A 26,127-nucleotide genomic window follows, 5' to 3' on the forward strand; every position below is an offset into this window, starting at 1 on the left:
ACTAGTTCTTCCGCAACAGGGCGTAGAAAAAGCCGTCGACCACCGCGGCCCCCTCGCCCACCTTGGGACCATTGTCAGTCAGGGGCAGCAGATGACCTGTGAAGCCCTGCAACGGCAGCGGGCGAGCCTCGGATTGGCGTTGCAAAAATGCATCGACCTGGGCTTGACCCTCGGCCTTGAAGATCGAGCAGGTGGCATAAACCAGACGCCCGCCCGGCTTCAGCAGCGGCCACAGCGCGTCCAGCAGCTGGGCCTGGATCTGCGCCAGCGCGCCGATATCGCCCGGCCGGCGCAGCCAGCGCACATCCGGATGGCGGCGCACGATGCCGGAGGCGCTGCAGGGCGCGTCCAGCAGGATCGCGTCGAAGGGCCGGCCGTCCCACCAGGCGGCGGTGTCGCGCGCGTCGGCGGCCTTCAGGCCGGCCTGCAGCGCCAGCCGGTTCAGGTTGTCCTGCACCCGGGTCAGCCGGCCGGCGTCGGCGTCCAGCGCCAGCAGCTCCAGGTCGCCGCGCTGCTCCAGCAGGTGCGCGGTCTTGCCTCCCGGCGCGGCGCAGGCATCCAGCACCCGGGCGCCCTGCGGCAGCGGGGGCAGGTCTTGCCGCTCGTCCAGCAGCAGCGGTGCGGCCAGCTGGGCGGCCGCATCCTGCACCGAGACCGCGCCCTGGGCGAAGCCGGGCAAGGCCGTCACTGGCACCGCGCGCTCCAGCACCAGGGCCTGGGGCGCCAGCGGCCCGACCGGGCGCGCCACGATGCCCAGCGCGGCCAGCCGCTCCTGGTAGGCCGCAACCGTGCCCTGGCGCTGGTTGACGCGCAGGGTCATCGGCGGATGTTCGTTGTTGGCCCGCAGCACCGCCTGCCATTGGGTCGGCCAGTCCTGGCGCACCCGCTCGATCCACCAGGGCGGGTGGTTGTAGGCGCCCTGCGGGTCGCGCTCGGCGGCGCGCACCGTGGCCTCGCGCTCGCGCAGGAAGCGCCGCAGCACCGCATTGACAAAACCGGCGCTGGCCGGCGCGCGCTGGCGCGCCGCCTCCACCGCCTGGTCCACCACCGTGTGCTCGGCATAGGGCGGCTCGCCGGCGCCGGGCCACAGCAGGGCCAGCGCGCTGGTCAGCAGGCTGTCGACCCGCGGCGGCGGGTTCTTCGGCGCCAGCACCGCGCGCGCGGCCTGCGCACCGCCCAGCAGGCGCAGCACGTGAAAGCTCAGGGCCTGGGTGCCGGGGCGCAGCTCGGCCGGGCAGCGGGCCAGCACATCGGTCAGCGACTTGCCGTCGCGCACGGCCTGCACGGCATCGGCCACCTGCAGCAGCAGGCGGCTCAGCGGCGGGGAAACAATGGGAGAGGTGGGGGCGGACACCGGCGCAGTTTAGGGGCAGACCCGGAGCAGGCCCGCGGATCGCCAGGAAATCGCATTGCGTACACAATGCCCGCCATAGCAATCCGAGACAGTCATGACGACGACGAACCAGGGCCCTCTCCCGCCCGCAGACGACGCCCCGGTGTCCGAGCGCATCCGCTACCGCCTGGTCAGCGCCGGCTGCCGCCACCATGCCAACGACAATATCGCGTCCTTCATCGAGGACGGCGAGCTGGAGCAGCTGCAAGACGAGGTGGCCGCCAAGATGCAGGAGGTGCTGCGCGCGATGGTGATCGACACCGACAGCGACCACAACACCCAGGAAACCGCCAAGCGCGTAGCCAAGATGTACCTGCGCGAGATCTTCAAGGGCCGCTACGGCGCAGCGCCGGCGGTGACCGAGTTCCCGAACGCCGAGCGCCTGAACGAGCTGATGATCGTCGGCCCGATCACGGTGCGCAGCGCCTGCTCGCACCACCTCTGCCCGATCATGGGCCGGGTCTGGATCGGCCTCTTGCCCAACGAGCATTCCAACCTGATCGGCCTGTCCAAGTACGCGCGCCTGACCGACTGGATCATGAGCCGCCCGCAGATCCAGGAGGAGGCGGTCACGATGCTGGCCAACGAGCTGCAGGAACGCGTGCAGCCGGACGGCCTGGCCATCGTGATGGAGGCCGACCATTTCTGCATGCACTGGCGCGGCGTCAAGGACAGCGAGTCGATGATGACCAACAGCGTGATGCGCGGCGCCTTCCTGAAGGACGCGAATCTGCGCCGCGAGTTCCTGTCACTGCTTTCCAAGAAGTGAGGAGAAGATCCGCATGCTAGTCCGCCTGCTTTATGCCAGCCGTGCCGCCCATGCGATGAGCGAGGCCGAGCTGAACGCGATCCTGAAGTCATCGCGCGAGCACAACCTGGAGACCGGCCTGACCGGCCTGCTCTGCTACAGCGAGGGCGTGTTCATCCAGGTGCTGGAGGGCGGACGCGATGCGGTCAATGCGCGCTACAAGGCCATCATCGACGATGCGCGGCATCGCGACGTGATCCTGCTCAGCTACGAGGAGATCGGCGAGCGCCATTTCGCCGGCTGGAGCATGGGCCAGGTCAACCTGCACCGGCTGAACCCGGCCCTGGTGCTGAAGTATTCGCCCAACACCAAGCTGGACCCCTATGCGATGTCCGGCCGGGCGCTGATGGCGCTGTTCCACGAGCTGGTCAGCTCGGGCGCCATCGTCTGTTCATAGCCCGCGTCACCGCGGGCCCGGCTCGTCAGGCCAAGGAGTCAGACCAGATCGTGCGAGCCCAGTTCCAGGCGTAAGTGCCTTCCAGCTCGGTCGGCGCGGCCGACACGCCGCCGGAGCCGGCTACGGTCTTGAAGGTCTTCTCGGCCGTCACATATTCGTGCACGCTGGCGACGTGGATCACGTTCTTGCCGGCGTCCACATAGCTGTAGCAGGTGTTGGTCAGCATCGGTGCCGGGTTGATCTCCCAGCCGTTCAGCTCGGCGACGATGGCCGCGGCCGCCACCTTGGCATGGCTGTTGGCCATGTGGCCGCTCTTGGGCATGCCCGGCGCGATCTGGATCGAGTCGCCCAACACGTGGATATGCTTGGCGGCGGTGGCCTCGAAGTTCAGGTAGTTGACATTGACCCAGCGGCCGTTCGCGTTGGCCAGCCCGGTCTGCACCGCGATCGCGCCGGCGCGCATGCTGGGCAGCACGTTCAGCACATCGGCCTTCACATCGTCCTGCACCTCGAACTTGACGACGCCGCTCTTGGCGTCGACCGCCACCGCCTTGTGCTGCGCGCGGTACTCGAGGATGCCCTTGTACTGCTCGGCCCAGACCTTCTTGAACAGCGGGCCCTTGGAGGTAACGTCGGGGTTGGCGTCCAGGATCAGCACCTTGGACCTGGGCTTGGCCTGCTTGAAGTAGCCGGCGATCACGCTGGCGCGCTCGTAGGGGCCGGGCGGGCAGCGGTACGGCGCCTCGGGGATGGTGATCGCGTAGACGCCGCCGTCGGGCATCGCCTCCAGCTGGCGGCGCAGGGCCACCGTTTCCGGGCCGGCCTTCCAGGCCTGCAGGATCTGGCCGGCGGCGTTGGCTTCCTTGAGCCCAGCGACCGAGTCCCAGATCAGGTCGATGCCGGGGCTCAGCACCAGCTTGTCGTAGGCGATGGTTGAGCCCGAGGCCAGGGTCGCGACCCGCTTGCCCGCGTCGATACCGGACACATAGTCGCGCACCACGGTCACGCCATGCTTGGACTTCAGCGCCGCATAGGGCGTCGTCAGCTCGCCGATCTGCTTGGCGCCGCCCAGCACCAGGTTCGAGATCGGGCAGGAGACGAAGGCCTCGTTCGGCTCGACCAGCACCACCTCGATCTTGTAGTCCGACAGCAGACGGATGTATTTGGCGGCGGTCGCGCCGCCGTAGCCGCCGCCCACCACCAGCACGCGCGCCTTCGACGGCGCGGAAGAAGTGGTGGCGCAGCCGGCCAGGCCCAGGGCGGCCAGCGCCGCGGCGCCCTGCAGGAGATTGCGTCGTTGCAGCTTGCTCATCTTCGTGATCTCCCGGTCAGTTGCGCGGCAGCGCGGAGAAGTAGCCGGCCAGTTGCTCGATCTGGGCCTCGCTATAGCCCTTGGCCAGCTGGTGCATCACGGTGGCCTGGCGGGCGCCGCTCTTGAAGGCCTTCATCTGCTCGGTGAAATAGGTGGCCGGCATGCCGGCAAGACCTGGCACCGCCGAGCCTTCGATGGCGCGGCCGTTGGTGCCGTGGCAGTTGGCGCAGGTGGCGGCCAGGGCCTTCAGGTGCAGGGCCTTGCTGGCATCTTGCGCCAGCGCGGTGCCGGCGCAAGCGGCCAGCAGCGCGGCGGACAGGGTCGCTCGCAGCAGCTTCATGATGGGGGTCTCCTCGGGGTGAGGGCGCAGTTTAGGCACGCACCCCGGGAAATGCCAACAAGCATTTCCGATATGGATATGCCCCATCGTCACGATCCAGGTCCCGACACTGTCTTCCGAGCGAACGCCGCCGATCCGGCTTTGCCGGGCGGCCGGCGTTGCCCCCTTGAGGGCGCGCGCGCAGCGCGTAGGGGGTGGTCTACAAGGACCGGGCTTCCTTGAAGCCGTAGAGGCTGGCCAGGATGCGGGTCGGGAACTGCAGCAGGGCCTCGTTGTACTGAGCCACCGCCTGGTTGAAGACCTGGCGCGAGAAGGCGCGCTGGCGCTCGATCAGCTTCAGCTCGTCCTGCAGCTCGCGCAGCTCGGCCTGCGAGGCCAGCTCGGCATGGTGCTCCACCAGCGAGGCCAGGCGCGTCACCGCGGCCGCATGCACCGCGGTGGCCACCGCCAGGCTGCCGACCGGATCGCCGGCATAGGGCCGGGCGCGCGCCGCCTGGGCCGCGGCCTGGGCCTCGGCCTGGGCGCCATCCAGCGCGTCGAAGGTGGCCTGCTCGTTGGGCAGCTGCGGGCGCAGCAGGGCCAGCAGCTTGCTGCAGGTCTCGGCGCGGGCGTTGAGCTGCTGGTCCAGCTGCAGATAGGCCTCGCCGATCGCATTGCGCAGGCGCATCAGGCGGTTGTAGGCGCCGATGCCCCAGAACAGCAGCAGGCCCGCGACCAGCCAGCCGACCAGGGTCCAACCGCTGCCACTGCCGCCGCTCATGCCGCGGCCGCCTTGGCGCTCAGGAACTCCTGGTGCCCGCGTGCGCGCAGCTCGCAGGCCGGGCAGCTGCCGCAGCCATAGCCCCAGGCCTGGCGCTGGCGGCGCTCACCCAGATAGCAGGTATGGGTGTGCTCGACGATCAGCTCGTTCAGCGCCGCGCCGCCGAGCGCCTCGGTCAGCGCCCAGGTCTCGGCCTTGGTGATGAACATCAGCGGCGTTTCCAGGGTCATCGGCGTGTCCAGGCCCAGGCTCAGCGCCACCTGCAGCGCCTTCAGCGTGTTGTCGCGGCAGTCCGGGTAACCGGAGAAATCGGTCTCGCACATGCCGCCGACCAGCACCGAGGCGCCGCGCCGGTAGGCCAGGGTCGCGGCAAAGGTCAGGAACAGCAGGTTGCGGCCCGGCACGAAGGTATTGGGCAGGCCGTTGGCCTGCAGCTCGATCGCACGCTCGTCCGTCAGCGCGGTGTCGGAGATCTGGCCCAGCAGGCTCAGGTCCAGCAGATGGTCCTCGCCCAGCTTGGGCGCCCAGGCCGGAAACTGCGCGACGAGCTCGCGGCGCACGGTCTGGCGGCAGTCCAGCTCGACGCGATGGCGCTGGCCGTAGTCGAAGCCCAGGGTCTCGACCGCGGCATAGCGGTCCAGCGCCCAGGCCAGGCAGGCGGTGGAATCCTGGCCGCCGGAAAACAGCACCAGGGCCTTGCGCTGGGTGGCGGCTTGAGGGGGAACGACAGCGGTCATGATGATTCGGGATCGGAGGGCTCTTGCAGGGCCGCATGTTATGGTGGCCCGGCCCCATCCAGGAGGACAAGAGGATGAAAAACATGCTGTTGCCGGTCGCCCTCGCGCTGGCATCCATCGCGGTCCAGGCCCAGGGCCGCATCGAACAGGTGCTGGTCTACCCGGGCGGCGCCACGGTCGAGCGCCTGGTGCCGGTCAAGGCCGGCCAGCAGCAGCTGCTGCGCATCGCCTGCCTGAGCGAGCGCTTCGACGGCGATTCGCTGCAGATCCTGCCGGCCGAGGGCGTGGCGATTGGCGACATCACGGTGCAGAGCGCCGAGCGCGCCACCCAGCCCGACTGCGCCCGCTCGCCGCTGGACGAGCGCATCCGCGAGCTGGAGGCGCAGCGCAACGCGCTCGCCGCCGAGCTGGGCGCCCATGAGCTGGCGCTCGGCTATCTGAAGAACTACGGCAGCGCCGGCAGCAGCGCCGCCACCACGCCGATCGCCGGCACCGCCGAGCAGCTGCGCCGCAGCGGCCTGGAGACCCTGCAGCGCCAGCAGGCCCTGAACCTGCGCAAGGAGGAGCTGGAGCGCCAGCTCGCACCACTGACCGCCGAGCGCGAGCGCCTGGTGCAGGCCAACCCGCGCCTGCGCACCCTGCTGGTCCGGCTGAACGCCGCGCGCGACACCGAGCTGCGCCTGAGCTACCGCCTGAATCAGGCCGGCTGGGAGCCGGTCTACCGCGCCTATCTGGACAGCGCCAGCGGCAAGGTCCGGCTGGAGCGCCATGCCCAGGTCGCGCAGAGCAGCGGCGAGGACTGGCGCGACGTGAAGCTGCGCCTCTCGACCACCCAGCCGCGCCAGGCCAGCGGTCTGCCGCCGCCGCGCCCCTGGACCCTGGACCTGCTGCCGCCGCCCTCGACCGAGCGCAGCGAGGCCCGCGTCGCCTATGCCGCCGCGCCGGCGCCCGCGCCGATGTCCGCGAAGGCCGTGGCCGAGGCCGACCTGGGCTTCGACGTCGGCGTGTTCCAGGGCGAGTTCGCCACCGAGTTCGCGGTGCCGGGCCGGGTGACGGTGACGGCCGATGGCCAGCGCATCGCGCTGGCGCTGGGCCAGGTGGCGCTCGATGCGCGGCTGCTGGCGCGCGCGAACCCGCGCAGCGATGCCGGCAGCGCCTATCTGGTGGCCGAGGCCAAGCGCCCGGCCGGCATCTGGCCCGCCGGCAAGCTGCAGCTCTACCGCGACGGCGCCTTCGTCGGCCAGAGCCAGCTGAATGTCGGCAGCCAGGAGCAGCTGGACCTGTACTTCGGCCGCGACGAGCTGCTGCGCATCAGCAGCGAGCCCGAGCAGCGCAACGCCGGCAGCACCGGCTTCGTCGGCTCGCGCGCCGAGCAGAAAGTCGCCCGCGCCTACCTGGTCGAGAACCTGCACCAGCGCCCCTTCACCGTGCAGATCCTGGAGGCGGCGCCGGTGCCGCGCCATGAGGACATCAAGGTCGAGGCCCGCTTCGAGCCGCAGCCCGCGGAGCGCGAATGGCGCAAGCAGCCCGGCATCGCGGCCTGGACCGTCGAGCTGGCCCCGGGCCAGCGCCAGCGCTTCAGCGCAGACTATGTGATCGGCTATCCGAAGGATGCTCGCATCACGGGGCTGCCGCGCTGAGCGGCGCTGTGCAGACCCGGTCCCGCCAGCCGCCGGGCTCCGATGCGGTCTGCGAAGAAGCTTGGCGGGAATACCGACCAAGGTTAGGAGCGGATCTCGCCCTGCCCCAGCACCACCCATTTCATCGAGGTCAGCCCTTCCAGCCCCACCGGCCCGCGGGCGTGGAACTTGTCGGTGCTGATGCCGATCTCGGCGCCGAGGCCGTATTCGAAGCCATCGGCGAAGCGGGTGCTGGCGTTGACCATCACGCTGGCCGAATCGACCTCGCGCAGGAAGCGCATCGCCGATGCGTGGTTGGTCGTCAGGATCGCATCGGTGTGGTGCGAGCCGTAGCGGTTGATGTGCGCGATCGCCTCGTCCAGGCCGGCGACGATCTTGACGCTGATGACGGGCGCCAGGTACTCCTCGCTCCAGTCGGCTTCGGTGGCCGGCACGAGCTGGGCGCCGGCCACGTCCGACAGGATCGCCAGCGCGGCCGGGTCGGCGCGCATCTCGACGCCCTTGGCGGCGAAGACCGCGCCGATCCGCGGCAGGAAGGCGCGCGCCTGGGCCTCGTGCACCAGCAGCGATTCGGTCGCGTTGCAGGGGCTGTACTTCTGGGTCTTGGCGTTGTCGACCACCACCAGGGCCTGCTCCAGGTCCACCTCGGCATCGACATAGCTGTGGCAGTTGCCGTCCAGGTGCTTGATCACCGGCACCTTGGCCTCGGCCGAGATGCGCTCGATCAGGCCCTTGCCGCCGCGCGGAATGATCACGTCGACGAACTCCGGTGCGCTGATCAGGAGGCCCACCGCGGCGCGGTCGGTCGTGTCGATCAGCTGCACCGCGGCGCGCGGCAGGCCGGCCTCGGCCAGCGAATCGCCGACCAGCGCGGCCAGCGCCAGATTCGAATGGATGGCCTCGGAGCCGCCGCGCAGGATGCAGGCATTGCCGCTCTTGATCGCCAGCGAGGCGGCCTCGATCGTCACATTGGGCCGGCTCTCGTAGATCATGCCGAACACGCCCAGCGGCACGCGCATCTGGCCGACGCTGATGCCGGTCGGGCGGCGCTTGACGCCGGTGATCTCGCCGATCGGGTCCGGCATCGCCGCGATCTGCTCGCAGCCCTCGGCCACCGTGGCCAGCACCTTGTCGCTCAGGCGCAGCCGGTCCAGCATCGGGCCGGACAGGCCGGCCGCCTCGGCCGCGCCCAGGTCGCGCGCATTGGCCTCGGCCAGGGCCGGACCGGCCTCGCGCAGGCGGCGCGCCAGCGCCAGCAGCGCGCGGTTCTTGGCCGCCGTCGGCGCGGCGGCCATCAGGGTGGCGGCGACGCGGGCCTGCCGGCCCAGGGTCTGCATATAGGCGGCGAGATCGGTGGTGCTGGAGCTGCTACTCATGGTGGCGCCATTCTCGCCCAAGCCGCGCCGGCGCCGCGGCGCCGGGGGTTTTGCGCTCAGAGCTGCTGCAGCGCCGGCCCGCCCGGCGGGCCGAACCAGGCGCGCGCCAGCGCCGCGCGGGCCTCGCGCTCGGCGCGCGCATCGCCACGCTGCCGGTGCAGCTCGGCCAGCCCGGCCAGGGCCCAGCCGTTGTTGCGCACCCGCGCCAGCGAGCCGCGCAGCGCCGCCTCCGCCTCGTCCAGCCGGCCCTGGCGCAGGCGCAGCGCGCCGAGCGACTGGCGCAGCGGGTAGTACCAGTAGGGCGGCTCGATATAGGCCAGGCCGTCCTCGACCGCGATCGCCGCCTCGAAGGCCGCGGCGGCACCGTCCAGGTCGCCTCGCGCGTCGGCCAGGCGCGCGCCCGCCACCAGGCGCGCGGTCTGCACGATGGCCTGGGCCGGCACGCCCCAGGGCTCGAAGGGCTTGAACAGCTCCGTCTGCCGCTCCAACGCCGCCAGCGCCGCGATCTCGCGCTGCGCCGCCTCGACCTGCTGCAGCCGGGCCTGGGCGAGCGCGCGGGCATAGTGGTACATGGCCTGGACCAGCACCAGCCCCTCCGGCGGCGCCGGCAGGGCCAGGATGGTCTCGGGCGCGCTGAACTGCGCATGGGTCGTATAGGGCGCGGCCTTGATCGGCTGCAGGATCTCGAAGGCCCGCACCGTGTCCGCCGGCAGGGCCGCGTCGAGCTTGGCCGCCGCCTCGATCGCGGTGCGGCCGTCGCCGCCCATCTGCGCCGAGACCATCAGGAAATGGATGTTGTGCGGGTAGTAGGCCGAGCGGTACATCGGGTCCGAGGGCGAGCGCTGGAAGTAGCGCTCGTCGACCGCGATCGCCCGCCGGTTCGCCTCCAGCGATTCGCGGTACAGGCCGACGCGGTAGTAGATATGGGCCGGCATGTGGACGATATGGCCGGCCCCGGGCATCAGCGCCGCCAGGCGGCGCGCATGCGGCAAGGCGCGCTCGGGCCGGGTCGAGGCCTCGACCGCATGGATGTAGAGATGGATCGCGCCGGCATGCTGCGGGTTGCGATTCAGCACCGTCTCCAGCGCGCGCAGGATCCCGGCCGCGCGGCCCTTGGGGCGGGCGCCGCCGGCCTCCCAGTAATCCCAGGGCTGGGTGTCCATCGCCGCCTCGGCGCTCAGCACCTGGATCAGATCATCCGCGGGGAAGCGCGCGGCCAGGCGCTGCATCGCGTCGGCATAGGCTAGGTCCAGCGTGGCGCGCTCGGCGGCCGGATCCGATGAGTAGCGCGCCTGCAGCGCCTCGATCAGCGCGCGCTCCCGGGGCGCCGCACCCGCCTTCAGCGCCACCGCGCGCGCCAGCGCGGCCAGGGCCGGTGCCTGCGCCTCGGGCGGCATCGGCGCGTTGATGTTCGGCCCCAGCACCAGGGCCTCGCCCCAGAAGCACAGTGCGCAGCGCGGATCCAGCGCCTGGGCGGCCTGGAAGGCGCGCTGCGCCTCCGCATGGTTGAAGGCGAAGGCCAGGCGCAGGCCCTGGTCGAAATAGGCCTGCACCCTCACGTCGGCGACACGCGCCAGCCGGTAGCTCATCCGGCCCAGGTCCTCGTAGAGCGGCACCGCGCCGGGCGCCGCCCGCATCGCCGCCGGCGGGAAGGGCTGGGTCTCGGGCTTGGCCGCCGCCGCCAGCAGCAGGCCCTGCAGCAGCCGCGGCGCCCCGCCACCGCCCGCGCTGCCGCACAGCGGCGCCAGCTCATCGGGCATGGCCGGATCGGCGGCTTCGGCCGCCCGGTCCAGCGCCGGGGGCAGCAGCAGGGCCGCGGCCGCCAGGGCCTGGACCAGGGGAAGGAGCGAGGGGCGATGCGGCATGGCGGACCTCCTGGCCGGCGCGCGGGGTATGCCCGAGGGCGGCGCGCCGACTCGCATGGTGACGCCGCGGCGCGGCCGCGCCCATCCTCCGGGATAGGGGTGGTGCTGCCGGCCTCTCAGCGCGCCGGCAGCGGATAGGCCGCCAGGCTGGCGTGGCCGCCCTTCGAGAGCGCCTGCACGCCGAACACCACGTTGTCCTTGGAGACCGGCAGCCGCACCCGCTGCACCAGGCCGACATCGCGCGCCTGCTGCCAGACCGCCGATTCCGGATGGCGCCAGACCACGCGGTAGCCGGCCACCGCCGGGTCGGCGCTGGCGGCCCAGCGCAGGGTGCTGTCGTTCGTCAGCTCGGTGGTCTCCAGCTCGACGCCGGCCGGCGGCGCCGGCGCGCGCGCCAGACTGGCCAGGCCGGCCAGGTTGATGCGCGCCACATCGGCCACATAGGAGAAATCGACGAACTCCGGCAGGTCGCCGTAGACCACGCCGTTCTCGGTGCGCAGGTTCTGGTGCTGGTGGGCGAAGTTCTCGAAGGGCTCGGTGAAGCGCACCGCCGCGTAGCCGCGCTCCAGAAAGGGCAGATGGTCGCCGCCGCGCAGATAGCGGTCGCGGCGCTGGATCAGGTTGACCGTGAAGCCCGGCAGGTAGCGCTCGCCGGTGGCCTTCAGATGCCGGCCCAGCTGGGCGGTCGGCAGGTCCTCGCCGCCGCCGGCCAGGGCCAGGCGCTGCAGCTGCTCGCGCGCGGCGTCGATCTGACGCTGCTCGGCCGCGTCGGCCGTGGCCGGCTGGTTGGCGCGCGCCTGCACCAAAAGGCGCAGCAGCGGGTCGTAGCCATCGGCGAACAGGCGCAGCTGCTTCGCATCGCGCTGGCCGGCATCGCCGCGCGGGCTGCCGACGATGTCGTTGGTGATCATCGCCTCGATGTTCAGGCCCTGGCGGCGCGCGTTGCGGGCCCATTGGGCGGCGCCCAGCAGGCCCTGCTCCTCGCCCGGCACGGCCATGAAGACCAGGGTGGCGTCGAAGGGGCGGTTCGCCATCACGCAGGCCAGCTCCATCACCGCGGCCACACCCGAGGCATCGTCGTTGGCGCCCGGCGCCGCGCCCTCGGCGTCCATCACCTCGCCGTTGCGCGAGTCGTAATGGCCGCTGACCACCAGCAAGCGGTCCTTGGACGCGGCCGAGACGCCCGGCAAGGTCGCGACCACATTGACCAGGGTGGCCGCGCGCGGCATGCGGCGGCCGGCCGGCTCGACGAACTCGTCCATCGCCACCTGCAGCCGCCCACCCGCGGCGCGCGAACAGGCCTGCAGCTCGCGCTGGATCCAGCGCCGCGCGGCGCCGATGCCGCGGGTCTCGGACTCGGTTTCCGACAGGGTGTGGCGGGTCTCGAAGCCGACCAGGGCGCGGATGCGCTGCTCGATGCGCGCGGCCGAGACCTCGCCCAGCATGCGCTCGATCTCGGCATCCCGGGGCTGGGCCAGCGCCGCGCTGCCGCCGGCCAGCAGCGCCGCCAAGAGCAGAGGCCGCTTCATGCGCCCGCTCCCGGATACATGCGCGCCAGCGCCTCTTGCGCCAATCGACGCGTCAGCTCGCCCGAACCCAGGCCGCGCGGCGACAGCGGCGCCGCCTGGCCCGACCACAGCGACATGAAATCGCCCGAGCCCTGGGGCTCGCTCGCGGCGCGCAGCGGCGCCAGCGCGCCGCCGGCGGTCGGGAAGGCCGGGGGCAGCGTGGACATCGGCCCGAGCTCGCGCATCACCCGGTTGACGATGCCGCGCGCCGGCCGGCCGGTGAACAGATTGGTCAGCGCGGTGGTCTCGGCGTCCGGGCCCTCCAGCGCCGCGCGATGCGGTGCCGCCAGCTTGGCCTCGGGGGTGTAGAGATAGGCGCTGCCGATCTGCACCGCGGCCGCGCCGAGCGCGAAGGCCGCGGCGATGCCGCGCGCATCGGCGATGCCGCCGGTCGCGATCACCGGCAGCCGGACCGCGTCGACCACCTGGGGCAGCAGCGCGAACAGCCCGACCTGGCTGTAGATCTCCTCGCTCAGGAACACGCCGCGATGGCCGCCGGCCTCGGAACCCTGCGCGATGATCGCGTCGGCGCCATGGACCTCCAGCCAGCGCGCCTCGGCCACCGTGGTCGCGGAGGCGATCACCGCCGCGCCCGCGGCCTTGACCCGCGCCAGCAGGGCCGGCTCCGGCAGACCGAAATGGAAGCTCACCACCTCGGGCCGGAACTCCTCGACCAGCGCGCAGGCGGCCGCATCGAAGGGGTTGCGGCCGCTGCTGGGAATCGGCGCGTCCGGATCCAGGCCCAGCTCCAGGTAATAGGGGCGCAGGCGCTCGCGCCAGGCCGATTCGCGCGCGGCATCGGGCGCCGGCGTGCGGTGGCAGAAGAAGTTCAGATTGATCGGCCTGGCGGTGGCGGCGCGGATCAGGCCCAGCTCGCGCCGCTGCTGCTCGGGCGTGAGCAGCGCGCAGGGCAGGGAGCCGAGGCCGCCGGCCTCGCTGACGGCGATCACCATCTCATGCTGGGTGGGCCCCGCCATCGGCGCCTGGATGATCGGCAGTTCGATGCCGAACAGCGCTTGGATGCGGGTATCGGGCCAGATCTTCTTGTCCATCGTCATGTCCTCTCGTCAGAACTCGCGCCGCATCAGCAGCTGGTGCAGCGGCAGCGGCGCAAAGCCCAGCGCGCGCAGCGCCGCGCCGCCCAGGTCGGCGCGCTGCAGCTGCGGCACGCGCAGGGTGGCCTGCGGGAACTCGGCGCGCAGCGCCTGCACGAGGGCGCGCGCATCGGCCTGCTCGGGGCCGGTGTCGATCAGGCTGGCGATCGCGATCTGCTGCTGCGCGTCCGGGCGGCCGAACATCAGCTGGGCCCGGCCCAGCTGCCAGGCGGTCATCCCCGTGGCCACGCGCAGCGCGACCGCGCCGACCTGCAGCGGCAGCCCGGCGATGCGCGCCTCGGCCGCCTCCAGCCAGGCCAGCGCCTCGGCCGGCGGGACGACACGGATCGCCGCGCCCGCGGCCGGCGCCACCACGCCGGGCGCGGCGACATGGCCCTGCAGCTCGTGCAGCGGCTCGAAGCCGCGGCCCCGGTACAGGCGCAGCGCGCGCTCGTTCTGCGCGAACACCTCCAGCTCCACCGCGCCCTGCCCCGCGGCCCGGGCGCGCTCGATGAAATCGTCCAGCAGGCGCGGCGCGGCGCCGCTGCCGCGCGCGGCCGGCAGCGCGCCCATGGTCGCCAGGCGCCAACACCCCGCGCGCGGCGCGACGAAGGCAAAGGCCAGGATCTCGCCGTCGGCGCCCAGCGCCACCCGGCTCAGCGCCAGGTCCACGCCCTGGCGCGCGCGGAACTGCGGCCATTGCTCGAAGCCCAGCGTGAAGGGGCCGATCAGGTAGTCGGCGAAGGCCGCGATGAAGGCGGCATGCAGGCGCTCGGGGGCCGGCTCGCTGGCCGGGACCAGGGTCAGGTCTTGTGCGCTGGGGCGGCTGGTCATCTCGATGTCCGGGAGGGGCGATGCGCCGATCCTCGCACGAGACGAAAGCCGGGCGCGGCGCCGGGCCATCCGGCGCGCGCTCGGCGCGCTCGGCGCGCGATCAGCGCACCAGGGCCAGCAGGGCCAGCAGGGCCAGCCAGAGCGGCGCGGTCAGCACGAAGGCCAGGGTCGAGATCACGGTGGCGGCGGTGACCTCCATCTCGCGGGTCTGGTAGCGCTGGGCGAAGATCAGCGCGTTCGAGCCGACCGGCAGCGCCGCCAGCATCACGATCACCGCCAGCGGCTGGCCGGCCAGGCCGAAGCCCCAATGCGCGACCACCAGCACCAGGGCCGGCAGCAGGAACAGCTTCAGCCCCGCCAGGCCCAGCGCGCCGCGCCAGTCGCGCGGCCAGCCGTAATAGGCCAGCGACATGCCGATCAGGGTCAGGCACAGCGGCACGACGGCCGTGCCCAGCAGCTGCAGCACCTCGTCCAGCACCGCCGGCAGGCTCAGGCCCAGGCCGTTGAAGACGAGGCCGGCCACCACCGGCAGCACCACCGGATGGATCACCGTGTTGCGCATCGTGGTCAGCAAGGTCTGCTTCAGGCTCATGCCGGCCTGGGCGCGGGCCAGGTCATGCTCGACCAGCAGAGTCAGCACGCTCAGGATCACCAGCGCATGCAGGCTGACCACCGTGATGTGCACCGCCAGGCCCGATTCGCCGAACACCCCGGCCGCCAGCGGCACGCCGATCTGCAGGGTGTTGCCGAAGCTGGCCGTGATCGCCTGCACGCAGGGAAGGGCCGGCTCGCTGCGCCCGGCGCCGCGCCAGCGCTGCACGCCGTAGACGATCAGGATCATCGCCAGCAGCGGCGCGAAGAAGGCGCTGACGGTCAGCCAGGGCATGCTGGCGAAATCGACCCGCGCGGTGGTGCGAAACAGCAGGGCCGGCACAAACAGGTAGAAGGCCGCGGCCGACAGCACCCGCGCCGGGTCGCCGCCCTGCCCGCCCGCATCGCGGCCGCCGAGCCAGCGCATATGGCCGACGAACCAGCCGATCGCCACCGTGATGAAGATCGCCAGCAGCTTGTAGAAAACCAACCAGGACATGGCGGCAGTATCGCGCCGGGGGCGGCCGCGGCCGTGCGTGATCGCGCGTATGCGGCGCGGCGCCGTTTGGGTTCAGGACTGCAGCGGCAGCTCCACCTCGAAGCTGAAGCAGCTGCCCTGGCCGGGCGTGGTGCGCACCTCGATCTGGCTGTCCATCAGCCGCATCAGCTGCTGGCTGATCGACAGGCCCAGGCCGGTGCCGCCGTCGCGCCGGCTGGCGTCCGAGACCTGCTCGAAGGGTTGGAACAGGCGCTCCAGCGGCTCGGCGCCGATGCCGATGCCGCTGTCGGCCACCTCCAGGCGCAGGCGCACGCTGCCGGTGCCGCGCGCCACCACGCGCGCGCTCAGCGAGATCCAGCCCTGGTCGGTGAACTTGACCGCGTTGGACAGCAGGTTCAGCACCACCTGGCGCAGGCGCTGGCCGTCGATGCGCACCCGGGTCGGCAGCTCGGGGTCGAGCTCGACGCGGAACTGCAGGCGCTTCTCCTCGGCGCGCAGGCGCACCGAATCGCAGGCCACCTCCAGCAGGCCGCGCAGGTCCACCGCGGCCGGCATCAGCCGCACCTTGCCGGCCTCGATGCTGGCCATGTCCAGCAGGTCCGAGATCAGGCTCAGCAAATGCTCGCCCGAATCGCGGATCAGGTTGATCTTGCCGGACTGGGCCTGGCTCAGGCTGCCGTCCATCTGCAGCAGCTGCGCGAAGCCGAGGATCGCGTTCAGCGGCGTACGGAACTCATGGCTCATCGTCGCCAGGAAGCGGCTCTTGCTCTGGTTCGCGCCCTCGGCGCGCAGCTTGGCCTGGTTCAGCTCCAGGGTGCGTTCGGCCACCAGCTCCTCCAGGTGGTCGCGGTGCTGGGTCAGCTCCTGCTCGGCCAGGCGGCGCTGGGTGATGTCGCTGACCATGCCCTCGATGCGCAGGCCCTCCTCCGCCGCCGCGACGATGTGCACGCTCAGCTCGATCCACAGCTCGCGGCCGTCCAGGGTGCCGACCAGCATCGGCACCTGCTGCAGCACCCGGTGCCGCGCCAGCGCCCGCGCGATGCGGCGGAACTCGGCCGGCTCCACCCGCACCAGCCGGCGCAGGCTGAGCCGCCCGGCCAGCGCCTCCGAGGGCCGGGTGAAGCCCAGCAGCTGGGCCAGCGCGCGGTTCAGGCCCAGCAGGCGGCCGCGGCCATCGGCCTGGAAGATGCCCTCGGTGGCGTTCTCGAACAGGCTGCGGTAGCGCGCCTCCGACAGGCGCAGCCCCTCGGCCGAGCGCTGCAGCTGCGCGCTCATGCTGTTGAAGCGGTGCGTCAGGGTGCCGATCTCGTCCTCGCGCTCCACCGGCAGGGTGGCGCCGAGCTCGCCGCCGGCGACGCGCTGCGCCAGAGCGCCCAGTGCCGCCACCGGACGCGCCACCAGGCGGTGCACCAGCCAGTAGCTGGTGATCATCACCGCCGCCAGCACCGCGGCCAGCAGGCTGGCCACCAGCAGCCGGGTCTGGTTCAGCGCGGCCAGCACCGGCTCGCGGCTGAACACCAGCCGCGCCCGGCCGACCGGCGCCGGCTGCGCCTGCGGCGCGGCCTGGTGCAGGATGTCGGTGCGGCGCTCCAGCGGCTCCACCAGCAGCTGGTCGCGGCGCCGGCGCATCGGCTCGGCGTCGACGCCCAGCGCGCTGACCTCGACCTCGTGCACCTCCGGGTCGGCCATCACCGCGTCCAGCAGGGTGCTCATCGCGGCGGTGTCGAGGTTCCAGATCGGGCCGGCAAAGCCGCGCGCCACCAGCTGGGTGGTGCGGTCTGCGCGCGCCTGCAGCGCCAGGGTCAGGGCCCGCTCCTCGCGCGCGGTCCAGTACCAGCCGATCAGCACCACCAGGATGCTGGCGGCCATGGCAATGCCCGCGATGAAGCGGGTCTGGATGCTCAGCGTCTTTGGCAGCAAGGCCATGCCTCTCCCTTTGCCTCCGCGCGCCACGCGCGGAAGTCCGGAGCGGAGTGTCGCCCAAAAACTAGGGAGCCCCGCCCCAGGGTTCAGCCTGAGTTGGCCCGCCGCATCGCCTCGAATTGCGGCGCCGGCTGCGCCGCGCTCCAGCGCCAGGGCAGCACGCCGGCGCGCCAGAGCCCGCCGCTGACGCGCAGGCGCAGCAGGCGCAGGGCCCCGGGCCAGGGCCCGAAGTCGGCGCCGGGATCGCCGGGCCACAGCAGCTCGGTGCTGGCGCTCAGGTGCAGCAGGCCGCCCTGCTGATAGTCGACGAACAGCAGGCCGGCGCGCGGGTGCAGCTGCAGATTGCCCAGGGTGTTGAAGAACTGATTGCCCGGGTAGTCGGGCAGCAGCAGCTGCAGCGCCCCGCCCTTTTCTTCCTCGACGATGCGCACGAAGCCCGGCTCGCCGCCGCGGTGCGAGACGTCCACGCCCTGCCAGCGCGCCGGGCCGGCGGCGGCGCGCGGCGCGGCGGCGCTGGCGATGAAGACGCTGTCGCTGGCGGCGATCAGCGCGCGCGCCGCCGCATCCAGGCCCGGGCCCAGAACCTGCGCGGCCGTGCGCGGGCCCTGGTGGTCGATCGGCTCGGGCCGGCGCGCCTGGATGTACTTGGGGCAGTTGCCGAAGCTCTGCTGCAGCTCGATATCCAGCCCGCCCGCGGCCAGGCGCCCGCGCAGGCGGCCGTTCATGCGGTTGCGCCGGCGCGTGTGCGGCTCCAGGCCCAGCACGCCGACGGCGGCGCCGATCGCCAGCCGGGACAGCACCGGATCCTCGGCGTCCGGCGCGGCCGCGACATGCATCGAGCGCGCATCGGGCGTGTGCACGAAGCCCGGCGGGCCGCCCAGCATCGTGGCCCAGGGCTGGCCGCTGGCCGGGTCCAGCGCGCCCAGCAGCAGGGTCGGCAGCTTGTCGAACAGCTCGCGGTGCTGGTCCGGCATATGGTCGCGGAACACGATGCGGCCGACCTCGGCCATGCGTTCGCGCACCCCGATGCGGGCCTGCAGGGCCTGCTCGCCGGCGTGGAAGGCGTCGTCGTCGATGTCCATCACAGATGATCCTGGAAGGGGATGAAACCCGGCAGCGCCTCGACCCGGGCCAGCCAGGCGCGGACCTGCGGATAGGGGTCCAGCGGCAGGCCGCCCAGCGCCGCCTGCGAGCTGTAGCTGTAGAGCGAGACATCGGCCAGGCTGGGCCGGGCGCCGGCCATCAGCCAGTCGCGCCCGTCGGCCAGCTCGGCCTCCATGAAGCCAAACAGGGCGCGGCCCTGGACCAGGCTGCGCTCCTCGATGGGCCGACCGACCAGGGCCTGGAAGCGCGCGCTGGCCGGGCCGTAGGCCAGCCAGCTGGCGGCCAGGCTGAACCAGCGCTGCAGCCCGGCCGCGGCCACCGGATCCTGCGGCAGCCAGCCGCCGTCGGGCGCATAGCGCTGCGCCAGGTAGACCAGGATGGCATTGCTGTCGCTCAGCGTCAGCTCGCCGTCCACCAGCACCGGCACCTGCCCGAGCCGGTTCAGCGCCAGGAACTCGGGCCGGCGCTGCTCGCCGGCCTGCAGGTCGACATCGACGGTCTCGTAGTCCAGGCCCAGCAGGGCCAGCATCAGCTCGATGCGGTGGCAATGGCCGGAGCCGGGCAGCTGGTAGAGGCGACGCGGGGCGGGCGAGTGGTTCATCGCAAGGAACTCCTGGAACGGAAGAGCGGGGAAGGAGCCCATACCTTATCTATTGCCAACAACGTTTTGAATACCGATAGTCTGGCTTTCAGAATTTCGCCTCTCGGAACAATGGATCATCTGCACAGCCTGCGCGCCTTGGTCGCCGTCGCCGACGCGGGCGGTTTCGCCGCGGCGGCGCGCCGCCTGGCCTGCTCGCCGCCGGCCGTGACCCGGGCGATCGCGGCGCTGGAGGGCCGGCTGGGCGTACTGCTGCTGCAGCGCAGTACCCGCTCGGTGCGGCTGACCGAGACCGGCGAGCGCTTCCTGCTGGACTGCCGCCGCATCCTGGCCGAGCTGGACGAGGCCGAGCGCGCCGCGGCCGGCGTGCAGGGCGAGGCCCAGGGCCTGCTGGCGATCACCGCGCCGCAGATGTTCGGCCGCCTGCATGTGGCGCCGCTGATCGCGGATTTCCTGCGCGCGCAGCCGCGGGTGCAGATGCGCAGCCTGTTCGTCGACCGCCTGGTCCATCTGCTGGACGAGGGCATGGACGTCGCGGTGCGCATCGCCCATCTGCCCGACTCGGGCCTAACCGCGCTGCCGGTCGGCAGCCTGCGGCGCCTGGTCGTGGCCTCGCCCGACTATCTGGCCCGCGAGGGCCGGCCGCTGACCCCGCAGGACCTGGACCGACACCAGGCGATCGGCTTCTCCTTCGATGCGCTGACGCCCAAGCCCTGGCGCTTCCGTGACGGCCAGGTGGCCCATCCGCGCACCGCCTGGGTCAGCAACAACAACGAGGTCAGCATCGCGGCGGCCGAGGCCGGCCAGGGCCTGACGCGCTGCCTGGCCTACCAGGCGGCCGAGGGGCTGCGCGCCGGGCGCCTGCGGGTGCTGCTGGAGGAATTCGAGCTGCCGCCGGTGCCGGTGCACATCGTCTACCCGGCCGGGCGGCGCGCGCCGGCCAAGGTGCGGACCTTCATCGAGTTCGCGGCCGAGCGCCTGCGCGCCGAGCCCATCTTGCAGGGCGGCGGCTTCTAGGCCGCCACCGCGCGATAGCGCTCGGCCACGCCGCGCCGCAGCGCCGCCAGCGCGGCCGCATCGAACCAGCGCCCGCCGGCCATCACGCCCAGCGGGCGCTCCAGGGTCGAGAGATCGTCCAGCGGGCTGGCCTCGCTGAGGATCAGGTCGGCGCGGGCGCCCGGCAGCAGCTGGCCCGCGGGCGGCTCGCCGAGCTGTCTGCTCAGGAACAGGCCCGGCTCGCGCGTCGCGCTGGCCAGGGCCTGCCAGCGGCTCAGCCCGGCGCGCTCCAGCAGCCGCAGATTGCGGTGCAGAGACAGGCCCGGGAACAGGCCGGCGATGGTCGGGCTGTCGGTGCCGGCCAGCAGCGGCACGCCGGCCTCGGCCAGCGCCCGGGCCAGCCGGCCCAGGAAGGCCAGCCGCGCCTGCAGCCGCGCGTTCTTCGCGACATAGGGGCTGGCGCGCCAGGCCAGGCGGTCGGCCGGCGCCAGGGTCGCGGCGGCCGGATCGGCCAGCCACTCCGCCAACCGCTCGGGTCGGCCGATCTGGGCCGCGATCGCCTCGTAGGTGACCAGGTCCGCCACCACCGCAGCGCCCGGGTGCGCGCGCAGCAGCGCCACCGCGGCCGGGATGCGCGCATCGTCCGGCGGCGTGTCGGTCTGGGCCTCGCCGGGCGCGGCGAAGAAGGTGTAGAAGAACTCCTCCAGATGCGCCACCAGCACCTGGCCGGCCTCGAGCTGGCGCGCCAGCCTGACCCGGCTCACGCCATGGCCCAGCAGCGGCAGGCCGCGGCGCCGGCAGGCCTGGGCCAGCGCCGCGAACACCTCGGGCGCCAGGCCGTTGTAGGCCTTGATGAAGCGGTAGCCGTTGAGCTGGGCCAGCTCGACCAGGGCCTCGGCCTGGGCCGGCGTGCGCAGCTGGAAATGGCCATGGTCGGGGACGCCGTCGACGGTGAAGGCGGCATGCACGCGCGGCCCCGGCAGCCGGCCCTCATTGAGCGCCGGCAGGGTGCGCTGCAGGAAGCGGCTGCGCGCGCCGCCCATGTTCAGCGCGGTGGTGACGCCATGGCTGAGGTAGACCGCCATGTCCTCGGCGCTGTCGGAATGCATGTGCATGTCCGCCAGCGCGGGCGACAGGCACAGCCGGCCCTGGCCCTCGATGCGCAGCGCGCCCTCGGGCACCGGCAAGCCGGGGCCGATCGCCTCGATGCGGCCGGCGCGAACCAGCAGGGTCTGGCCCTCCAGCAGGCGCGGCCGTTCGTCCATCGGTAGCAGCCGCACATCGACGAAGGCGGTGACACCCGCCGCGGCCGGCTGGGCCCGCAGCGGCAGCGCCGCCCCGGCCATCCAGGCCAGGCAGGTGCGGCGCGGCAGGCGACTCATGCGGAACGGGCCGCTCAGGCCTTCTTGGCCGCCTTGCGCACCACCTTCTTCGCCGCTGCCGCCTTCTTGGCCGGCGGCGCGGCCGTCTCCGCCTCGGCCGGGGCGGCCGATTTGGCAGCGGCCGATGAACGCGGCGGCGCCTTGGCGGCGCGCGGCTCGAACTCGAAGGCCACCTTGCCGGTCTTCTTGTCGTAGGCCAGATAGGCCTTGAACTTGCGGCGGGTCTTGTTGGAGACGAAGTTCTCCAGCAGGTCGGTCTTGCCCAGGCTCAGCAGCTTGTGCACCTGCGCCGGCTCGATGGGCTGCTGCAGGATGATCTTGCCGCTCTTGAAATCGCAGGTCACGTTGGCGCCGACGGCATGCTCGCAGACATAGTTGCTGCCGTACTCGTAGACATGGCCCTGGCACTTGGGACAGGCGCCCAGCGAGGCCTGGTCGCCGAAGTCGACCGGCTCGCCGTTCTCCTCGGCCTTCTTCGCATCCTCGCCGAAGTCGAACTCCAGCTTCCAGTTGTCGATCTCGCTATCGAACACCAGGGCCAGCTCGGCGGTGAAGGGCCAGCCGGCCTTGGAGCGGAAGCCCTCCAGCGGGCCGATCTTCTTGTCACGCAGGAACTGCTCGACCTCATGCAGCTCGAAGCTGCGGCCGCCCGGGATCTTGCCGATCGAGAAGCCGCAGCCCTCGCCCTCGCCGGACTTGCCGGTGCAGCTGAAGCGGCGGTAGTTCTCCTTCACGACGCCGGCGCATTTCGGGCAGGGCGCCTTCAGGGTGGCGTAGTCGCCGGGGATGGTGTCGCGGTCGTATTCCTTGGCCTTGCGGACCACCTTCTCGGTCATCGCGGCGATCTCGGCCATGAAGGCCTCGCGCTTCAGGCGGCCCTTCTCCATCTCGGACAGCTGGTGCTCCCAGTTGCCGGTCAGCTCGGGCTTGGTCAGCTCGTCGACGCCCAGGCCGCGCAGCAGGGTCATCAGCTGGAAGGCCTTGGCGGTCGGGATCAGCTCGCGGCCCTCGCGCAGCATGTATTTCTCGGTCAGCAGGCCTTCGATGATTGCGGCGCGCGTGGCCGGCGTGCCCAGGCCCTTCTCGGCCATCGCCTCGCGCAGCTCGTCGTCCTCGACCAGCTTGCCCGCGCCTTCCATCGCCGACAGCAGCGTCGCTTCGCTGTAGCGCGCCGGCGGCTTGGTCTGCAGCGCCTTCACGTCCACGCTCTCGGTGCGCACCACCTCGCCCGGGGCCACCGGCACCAGCATCGCGCCGCTGGTGCCCGGCTCGGCGTTCTCGTCGGTCGCCTCCTTGCCGTAGACGGCCTGCCAGCCCGGCTTGACCAGCACCTTGCCATTGGTCTGGAAGGCGAATTCCTTGCCGGCGGCCTTGACGGTGGAGATGCGGGTCGTGACCTGGAACTCGGCCGGCGGGAAGAACACCGCCAGGAAGCGCTTGACCACCATGTCGTAGAGCTTGGCCTCGGCATCGGTCAGGCTCTTGGGCGTCTGCAGGGTCGGGATGATCGCGAAGTGGTCCGAGACCTTGCTGTTGTCGAACACCTTCTTGGTCGGCTTGATATAGCCGTTCTTCAGCGCGGTGGCGGCATGGGTGGCCAGCGGCATCAGGCTGATCGGCAGCTCCTCGCTGGCCAGCACCTCGGCGGTCTGCTTGGCCACGCTGAGATAGTCCTCCGGCAGGTAGCGCGAGTCGGTCCGCGGGTAGGTCAGCACCTTGTGCTTTTCATATAGGGCCTGGGCCAGGCTCAGCGTGGTCTTGGCCGAGAAGCCGAAGCGCGAGTTGGCCTCGCGCTGCAGGGTGGTCAGGTCATAGAGGCCCGGGCTGGCCTGGGTGCTGGGCTTGCTTTCCTCGGTGACCGTGGCCGGCTGGCCTTGGGCAGCGGCGGCGATGGCCTCGGCCTCGGCCAGGGTCCAGAGACGGTCGGCCTTGCGCTCGGCGTCGTGCTCGTCCTTCTTCCACTTCGGGTCGAACCACTTGCCCTCGTACTGGCCGGCGACGGCATCAAACGTGCCGCGCACCTCCCAGTAGTCGCGGTAGACATGCTTGCGGATCTTCTCCTCGCGCTCGACGACGATCGACAGGGTCGGCGTCTGCACCCGGCCGACGGTGGTCAGGAAGAAGCCGCCATCGCGCGAATTGAAGGCGGTCATCGCGCGGGTGCCGTTGATGCCGACCAGCCAGTCGGCCTCGGAGCGGCAGCGCGCGGCGTCGGCCAGCGGCAGCATCTGGGTGTCGCTGCGCAGCTTGTCGAAGCCGTCGCGGATCGCCTGCGGCGTCATCGACTGCAGCCACAGGCGCTGCACCGGCTTGTTGACCGCGGTCTTGGCGGTGCCGGCGTATTGCACGATCAGGCGGAAGATCAGCTCCCCTTCGCGGCCCGCGTCACAGGCGTTGATCAGGCCGGTCACGTCCTTGCGCTTGATCAGCTTGACCAGGGCGTTGAGCCGGCCCTTGCTCTTGTCGATCGGGTTCAGGTCGAAATGCGGCGGGATCACCGGCAGGTGGGCGAAGCTCCACTTGCCGCGCTTGACGTCGAATTCCTCCGGCGCCTTGATCTCGACCAGATGGCCGACGGCGGACGAGACCACGTACTCGTCGTTCTCGAAATACTCGTCATGCTTGTCGAACTTGCCGGACTGCGGCGTCAGCGCCCGCACGATGTCCTGCGCAACAGATGGCTTCTCGGCAATGATCAGGGACTTGCTCATGGTTCTTTATTTCTTCGCAAGCGGCGGAGCATAGCTCCACGACCTGCCTACAATCCGGCCTCGCGCGTACGCACGCACGTGCGCGCACCCATGATTTCAATGTACCGAACTCGGACGATGACGCAAGACGCCGCTCCCAAGACCTCACGCAATCGCCTTCAGGTCAAACGCTCGGGCGTGCATGGACGCGGCGTCTACGCCGCCCGGCACCTCGAGGCCGGCGCGACCCTGATCGAGTACACCGGCGAGCGCATCAGCTGGGACGAGGCGCTGCGCCGCCATCCGCACGACCCCAAGCAGCCCGACCACACCTTCTATTTCCATATCGAGGGCGGGAACGTGATCGACGCGCTGTACGGCGGCAACAGCTCGCGCTGGATCAACCATTCCTGCGAACCGAACTGCGAGGCCGAGGAAACCGACGACGGCCGGGTCTTCATCCGGGCGCTGCGCGACCTGCTGCCGGGCGAGGAGTTGTTCTATGACTACGGTCTGGTGATCGACGAGCGCTACACCCCCAAGCTGAAAAAACAGTTCGCCTGTTATTGCGGCAGCGAAGGCTGTCGTGGCACGATGCTTGCGCCGAAGCGATAGGCAATACATGGCCGAACATCAACATTGGGGCGTCGAGGCCCTCTGGCAAGACCTGGAACCGCTGCTGCCCGGCATGAGCATCGAGGTGCTGGCGCGCGCCGAGTCCACCAACACGGCCCTGCTGGAGCGGGTGCGCGGCGAGAGCCGCACCCATTCGAGCTTCGAGCCCAGCCCCTACGGCCGGCGCGCCCATGACCTACAGCCCTGCCTGCTGGTGGCCGAGCACCAGACCCATGGCCGCGGCCGCATGGGCCGCTCCTGGCATGCGGCGCCGGGCGCCTCGCTGACCTTCTCGCTGTCGCTGCCGCTGGCGCCGGCCGACTGGTCGGGCCTGTCCCTGGTGGTCGGCTGCGCGGTCGCGGATGCGCTGGAACCGCTGGAAGCGGGCTCGGACGCAGCACCGCGCCTGCAGCTGAAATGGCCCAACGACATCTGGCTGGACGGCCGCAAGCTGGGCGGCATCCTGATCGAGACCGTGCCCGCCGGCGCGCAGCGCGTGGTGGTGGTCGGCGTCGGCCTGAACATCCATGCCTCCGACCCCCAGGGCCAGGTCGGCGGCGAGCAGCCGCACTACAACACCGGCTATGCCAGCCTGAGCGAGCTGGACGCGCGCTACACCGCCCCGGCGGTGCTGGCGCGCATCGCCCGGCCGCTGATCCGGGCCCTGCTGGACTTCCCGCAGGGCGGCTTCGCGGCCTGGGAACAGGCCTATGCGCGGCGCGACTACCTGAAGGGCCGCCAGATCACGGCCGGCGCCCAGGAGGGCCTGGCCCAGGGCGTCAATGCCCAGGGCGAGCTGCTGCTGCAGACCGCGGCCGGCCCGCAGGCCGTCGTCAGCGGCGAGGTCAGCGTGCGCCTGGCCGGCGCGGCACCGCAGGACGGGGGCCGCTGACCGCATGCTGCGCGCCCTGGTCGTGATGCTGCTGCTCGCCAATCTGTTGGCGCTGGGCTGGTCGCAAGGCTGGCTGGACCGGGTGCTGGGATTGCATGCCGAGCGCGAGCCCGAACGCCTGAAGCTGGAAAACCATCCTGAGCGCATGACCGTGCTGAGCCCGCAGGCCGTCACCGCGCTGCAGACCCGCAGCTGCCAGGAGCTGGGCCCGCTGGCAGGCGACGAGGGCCTGCGCGCCGCCCAGGCCGCGCTGGAGCGGCTAGGCCTGGGCAGCGCCGACTGGCAGGTGCTGGTGCGCGGCGAGCAGGGCGGGCTCTGGGTCGTCGCGACGATCAAGCTCGGCTCGGCCGAGTTCCGCGCCCGCAAGGAAGAAACCTACAAGCGCATGAAGCTCAACTTCGAGCCGCTGCAGGGCCTGCCGGACGAGCAGCCCAGCCTGGTGTTGAGCGAGCATCCCAGCGAGCAGGCCGCCGCGAGCGCGCTGGCCGGCTACGAGCAGCGCGCGCTGAAGGGCCTGCGGGTGCTGCAACTGCGCGCGGCCCAGACGCGCCACGCGCTGAGCCTGCCGCGCGCCGATGCGGCGCTGACGGCCCAGCTGCAGAACCTGCTGGCCTCCGGCCGCGAACCGGCCCTGGCCGGCGCCACCCTGGCGGCCTGCCCGGCAGCCCCCGAGGCCGCCGCGGCGGCCAGCGCCGCCGCTTCGCGTTAAG

General features: G+C 71.7%; 23 protein-coding genes. 7 read left to right on the top strand and 16 right to left on the bottom strand.

Features of this window, described 5'->3' with window-relative positions:
• Position 1: 1 nt before the first annotated feature.
• Positions 2-1,354, bottom strand: a complete 1,353-nt coding sequence (rsmB, locus tag G8A07_RS25280) for a 16S rRNA (cytosine(967)-C(5))-methyltransferase RsmB (protein WP_195794663.1) — start codon at positions 1,352-1,354, stop codon at positions 2-4.
• Positions 1,355-1,448: 94 nt separating this feature from the next.
• On the opposite strand from rsmB, the gene folE reads away from it, so the two are divergent.
• Together folE and G8A07_RS25290 are read left to right on the top strand one after the other, a co-directional pair.
• Entirely contained in the window at positions 1,449-2,162 is a 714-nt protein-coding gene (gene folE, locus G8A07_RS25285) for a GTP cyclohydrolase I (protein WP_195794664.1), read from the top strand.
• Between the two features lie 13 nt (positions 2,163-2,175).
• On the top strand, positions 2,176-2,598 hold the full coding sequence (locus tag G8A07_RS25290) for a BLUF domain-containing protein (RefSeq protein ID WP_195794665.1): 423 nt from the start codon (positions 2,176-2,178) through the stop codon (positions 2,596-2,598).
• Positions 2,599-2,623: 25 nt separating this feature from the next.
• Here G8A07_RS25290 and G8A07_RS25295 read toward each other — a convergent pair whose 3' ends face one another.
• The 4 genes from G8A07_RS25295 to queC all read right to left on the bottom strand — a co-directional run bounded on the left by G8A07_RS25295 (position 2,624) and on the right by queC (position 5,747).
• The gene (locus G8A07_RS25295) at positions 2,624-3,910 is read right to left on the bottom strand and encodes an NAD(P)/FAD-dependent oxidoreductase (protein WP_195794666.1); all 1,287 of its coding nucleotides are present in this window, start codon (positions 3,908-3,910) and stop codon (positions 2,624-2,626) included.
• Positions 3,911-3,926: 16 nt separating this feature from the next.
• Complete coding sequence (locus G8A07_RS25300) at positions 3,927-4,250, bottom strand: c-type cytochrome (RefSeq protein WP_195794667.1); 324 nt, start codon at positions 4,248-4,250, stop codon at positions 3,927-3,929.
• 199 nt (positions 4,251-4,449) lie between these two features.
• A complete protein-coding gene (locus tag G8A07_RS25305) occupies positions 4,450-5,010 on the bottom strand; it encodes a LemA family protein (RefSeq protein ID WP_195794668.1) in 561 nt (186 codons plus the stop codon).
• Positions 5,007-5,747 (bottom strand): 7-cyano-7-deazaguanine synthase QueC, encoded by a 741-nt coding sequence (gene queC / locus G8A07_RS25310; protein WP_195794669.1) that lies wholly within the window; start codon positions 5,745-5,747, stop codon positions 5,007-5,009. Before queC ends, G8A07_RS25305 begins: the two co-directional genes overlap by 4 nt.
• A gap of 74 nt (positions 5,748-5,821) precedes the next feature.
• On the opposite strand from queC, the gene G8A07_RS25315 reads away from it, so the two are divergent.
• Positions 5,822-7,387 (top strand): mucoidy inhibitor MuiA family protein, encoded by a 1,566-nt coding sequence (locus G8A07_RS25315; protein WP_195794670.1) that lies wholly within the window; start codon positions 5,822-5,824, stop codon positions 7,385-7,387.
• A gap of 83 nt (positions 7,388-7,470) precedes the next feature.
• On the opposite strand, the gene G8A07_RS25320 is transcribed toward G8A07_RS25315, so the two are convergent.
• From G8A07_RS25320 to G8A07_RS25360, 9 genes are all read right to left on the bottom strand, one after another.
• Positions 7,471-8,763, bottom strand: coding sequence for a glutamate-5-semialdehyde dehydrogenase (locus tag G8A07_RS25320; RefSeq protein ID WP_195794671.1), 1,293 nt, complete (start codon positions 8,761-8,763; stop codon positions 7,471-7,473).
• A 56-nt stretch (positions 8,764-8,819) separates the two neighbouring features.
• Positions 8,820-10,628 (bottom strand): hypothetical protein, encoded by a 1,809-nt coding sequence (locus G8A07_RS25325; protein ID WP_195794672.1) that lies wholly within the window; start codon positions 10,626-10,628, stop codon positions 8,820-8,822.
• A gap of 116 nt (positions 10,629-10,744) precedes the next feature.
• Positions 10,745-12,157, bottom strand: coding sequence for a M28 family peptidase (locus G8A07_RS25330; protein ID WP_195794673.1), 1,413 nt, complete (start codon positions 12,155-12,157; stop codon positions 10,745-10,747).
• A complete protein-coding gene (locus G8A07_RS25335) occupies positions 12,154-13,248 on the bottom strand; it encodes a nitronate monooxygenase family protein (protein ID WP_195794674.1) in 1,095 nt (364 codons plus the stop codon). Before G8A07_RS25335 ends, G8A07_RS25330 begins: the two co-directional genes overlap by 4 nt.
• Before the next feature lie 15 nt (positions 13,249-13,263).
• Positions 13,264-14,124, bottom strand: coding sequence for an N-acetyltransferase (locus tag G8A07_RS25340; RefSeq protein ID WP_195794675.1), 861 nt, complete (start codon positions 14,122-14,124; stop codon positions 13,264-13,266).
• Between the two features lie 100 nt (positions 14,125-14,224).
• Positions 14,225-15,214 carry an AEC family transporter gene (locus G8A07_RS25345; RefSeq protein ID WP_195794676.1) on the bottom strand — a complete coding sequence of 330 codons (990 nt, stop codon included), beginning with the start codon at positions 15,212-15,214 and terminating at the stop codon, positions 14,225-14,227.
• Positions 15,215-15,286: 72 nt separating this feature from the next.
• Positions 15,287-17,134, bottom strand: coding sequence for an ATP-binding protein (locus G8A07_RS25350; RefSeq protein ID WP_195794677.1), 1,848 nt, complete (start codon positions 17,132-17,134; stop codon positions 15,287-15,289).
• Between the two features lie 89 nt (positions 17,135-17,223).
• On the bottom strand, positions 17,224-18,219 hold the full coding sequence (locus G8A07_RS25355; RefSeq protein WP_195794678.1) for a pyridoxamine 5'-phosphate oxidase family protein: 996 nt from the start codon (positions 18,217-18,219) through the stop codon (positions 17,224-17,226).
• Positions 18,219-18,842, bottom strand: a complete 624-nt coding sequence (locus G8A07_RS25360) for a glutathione S-transferase family protein (RefSeq protein WP_195794679.1) — start codon at positions 18,840-18,842, stop codon at positions 18,219-18,221. Before G8A07_RS25360 ends, G8A07_RS25355 begins: the two co-directional genes overlap by 1 nt.
• Before the next feature lie 111 nt (positions 18,843-18,953).
• Here G8A07_RS25360 and G8A07_RS25365 point away from each other — a divergent pair, with 111 nt between their 5' ends.
• Entirely contained in the window at positions 18,954-19,859 is a 906-nt protein-coding gene (locus G8A07_RS25365) for a LysR substrate-binding domain-containing protein (protein ID WP_195794680.1), read from the top strand.
• Here the strand turns inward: G8A07_RS25365 and G8A07_RS25370 are convergent.
• Together G8A07_RS25370 and G8A07_RS25375 are read right to left on the bottom strand one after the other, a co-directional pair.
• On the bottom strand, positions 19,856-21,220 hold the full coding sequence (locus G8A07_RS25370) for an amidohydrolase (RefSeq protein WP_195794681.1): 1,365 nt from the start codon (positions 21,218-21,220) through the stop codon (positions 19,856-19,858). The genes G8A07_RS25365 and G8A07_RS25370 overlap by 4 nt on opposite strands.
• Positions 21,221-21,234: 14 nt before the next feature.
• Complete coding sequence (locus G8A07_RS25375) at positions 21,235-23,931, bottom strand: DNA topoisomerase III (protein WP_195794682.1); 2,697 nt, start codon at positions 23,929-23,931, stop codon at positions 21,235-21,237.
• A 117-nt stretch (positions 23,932-24,048) separates the two neighbouring features.
• Here G8A07_RS25375 and G8A07_RS25380 point away from each other — a divergent pair, with 117 nt between their 5' ends.
• From G8A07_RS25380 to G8A07_RS25390, 3 genes are read left to right on the top strand one after another with little or no spacing between them, the layout of a single operon-like run.
• Positions 24,049-24,525: an SET domain-containing protein gene (locus tag G8A07_RS25380; RefSeq protein WP_195794683.1), complete on the top strand. Its 477-nt coding sequence runs from the start codon at positions 24,049-24,051 to the stop codon at positions 24,523-24,525.
• Positions 24,526-24,532: 7 nt separating this feature from the next.
• Entirely contained in the window at positions 24,533-25,417 is an 885-nt protein-coding gene (locus G8A07_RS25385) for a biotin--[acetyl-CoA-carboxylase] ligase (protein ID WP_195794684.1), read from the top strand.
• Between the two features lie 4 nt (positions 25,418-25,421).
• Positions 25,422-26,126 carry a hypothetical protein gene (locus tag G8A07_RS25390; protein ID WP_195794685.1) on the top strand — a complete coding sequence of 235 codons (705 nt, stop codon included), beginning with the start codon at positions 25,422-25,424 and terminating at the stop codon, positions 26,124-26,126.
• The last annotated feature ends 1 nt before the right edge of the window (position 26,127 follow it).

Origin of the sequence: Roseateles sp. DAIF2 (assembly GCF_015624425.1) — a bacterium.
Lineage (GTDB): Bacteria > Pseudomonadota > Gammaproteobacteria > Burkholderiales > Burkholderiaceae_C > Kinneretia.

Coding starts and splice junctions, on each gene's coding strand:
- folE (WP_195794664.1), top strand. CDS start 1,449: ATGACGACGACGAACCAGGGCCCTCTCCCGCCCGCAGACGACGCCCCG.
- G8A07_RS25290 (WP_195794665.1), top strand. CDS start 2,176: ATGCTAGTCCGCCTGCTTTATGCCAGCCGTGCCGCCCATGCGATGAGC.
- G8A07_RS25295 (WP_195794666.1), bottom strand. CDS start 3,910: ATGAGCAAGCTGCAACGACGCAATCTCCTGCAGGGCGCCGCGGCGCTG.
- G8A07_RS25300 (WP_195794667.1), bottom strand. CDS start 4,250: ATGAAGCTGCTGCGAGCGACCCTGTCCGCCGCGCTGCTGGCCGCTTGC.
- G8A07_RS25305 (WP_195794668.1), bottom strand. CDS start 5,010: ATGAGCGGCGGCAGTGGCAGCGGTTGGACCCTGGTCGGCTGGCTGGTC.
- queC (WP_195794669.1), bottom strand. CDS start 5,747: ATGACCGCTGTCGTTCCCCCTCAAGCCGCCACCCAGCGCAAGGCCCTG.
- G8A07_RS25315 (WP_195794670.1), top strand. CDS start 5,822: ATGAAAAACATGCTGTTGCCGGTCGCCCTCGCGCTGGCATCCATCGCG.
- G8A07_RS25320 (WP_195794671.1), bottom strand. CDS start 8,763: ATGAGTAGCAGCTCCAGCACCACCGATCTCGCCGCCTATATGCAGACC.
- G8A07_RS25325 (WP_195794672.1), bottom strand. CDS start 10,628: ATGCCGCATCGCCCCTCGCTCCTTCCCCTGGTCCAGGCCCTGGCGGCC.
- G8A07_RS25330 (WP_195794673.1), bottom strand. CDS start 12,157: ATGAAGCGGCCTCTGCTCTTGGCGGCGCTGCTGGCCGGCGGCAGCGCG.
- G8A07_RS25335 (WP_195794674.1), bottom strand. CDS start 13,248: ATGGACAAGAAGATCTGGCCCGATACCCGCATCCAAGCGCTGTTCGGC.
- G8A07_RS25340 (WP_195794675.1), bottom strand. CDS start 14,124: ATGACCAGCCGCCCCAGCGCACAAGACCTGACCCTGGTCCCGGCCAGC.
- G8A07_RS25345 (WP_195794676.1), bottom strand. CDS start 15,214: ATGTCCTGGTTGGTTTTCTACAAGCTGCTGGCGATCTTCATCACGGTG.
- G8A07_RS25355 (WP_195794678.1), bottom strand. CDS start 18,219: ATGGACATCGACGACGACGCCTTCCACGCCGGCGAGCAGGCCCTGCAG.
- G8A07_RS25360 (WP_195794679.1), bottom strand. CDS start 18,842: ATGAACCACTCGCCCGCCCCGCGTCGCCTCTACCAGCTGCCCGGCTCC.
- G8A07_RS25365 (WP_195794680.1), top strand. CDS start 18,954: ATGGATCATCTGCACAGCCTGCGCGCCTTGGTCGCCGTCGCCGACGCG.
- G8A07_RS25370 (WP_195794681.1), bottom strand. CDS start 21,220: ATGAGTCGCCTGCCGCGCCGCACCTGCCTGGCCTGGATGGCCGGGGCG.
- G8A07_RS25375 (WP_195794682.1), bottom strand. CDS start 23,931: ATGAGCAAGTCCCTGATCATTGCCGAGAAGCCATCTGTTGCGCAGGAC.
- G8A07_RS25380 (WP_195794683.1), top strand. CDS start 24,049: ATGACGCAAGACGCCGCTCCCAAGACCTCACGCAATCGCCTTCAGGTC.
- G8A07_RS25385 (WP_195794684.1), top strand. CDS start 24,533: ATGGCCGAACATCAACATTGGGGCGTCGAGGCCCTCTGGCAAGACCTG.
- G8A07_RS25390 (WP_195794685.1), top strand. CDS start 25,422: ATGCTGCGCGCCCTGGTCGTGATGCTGCTGCTCGCCAATCTGTTGGCG.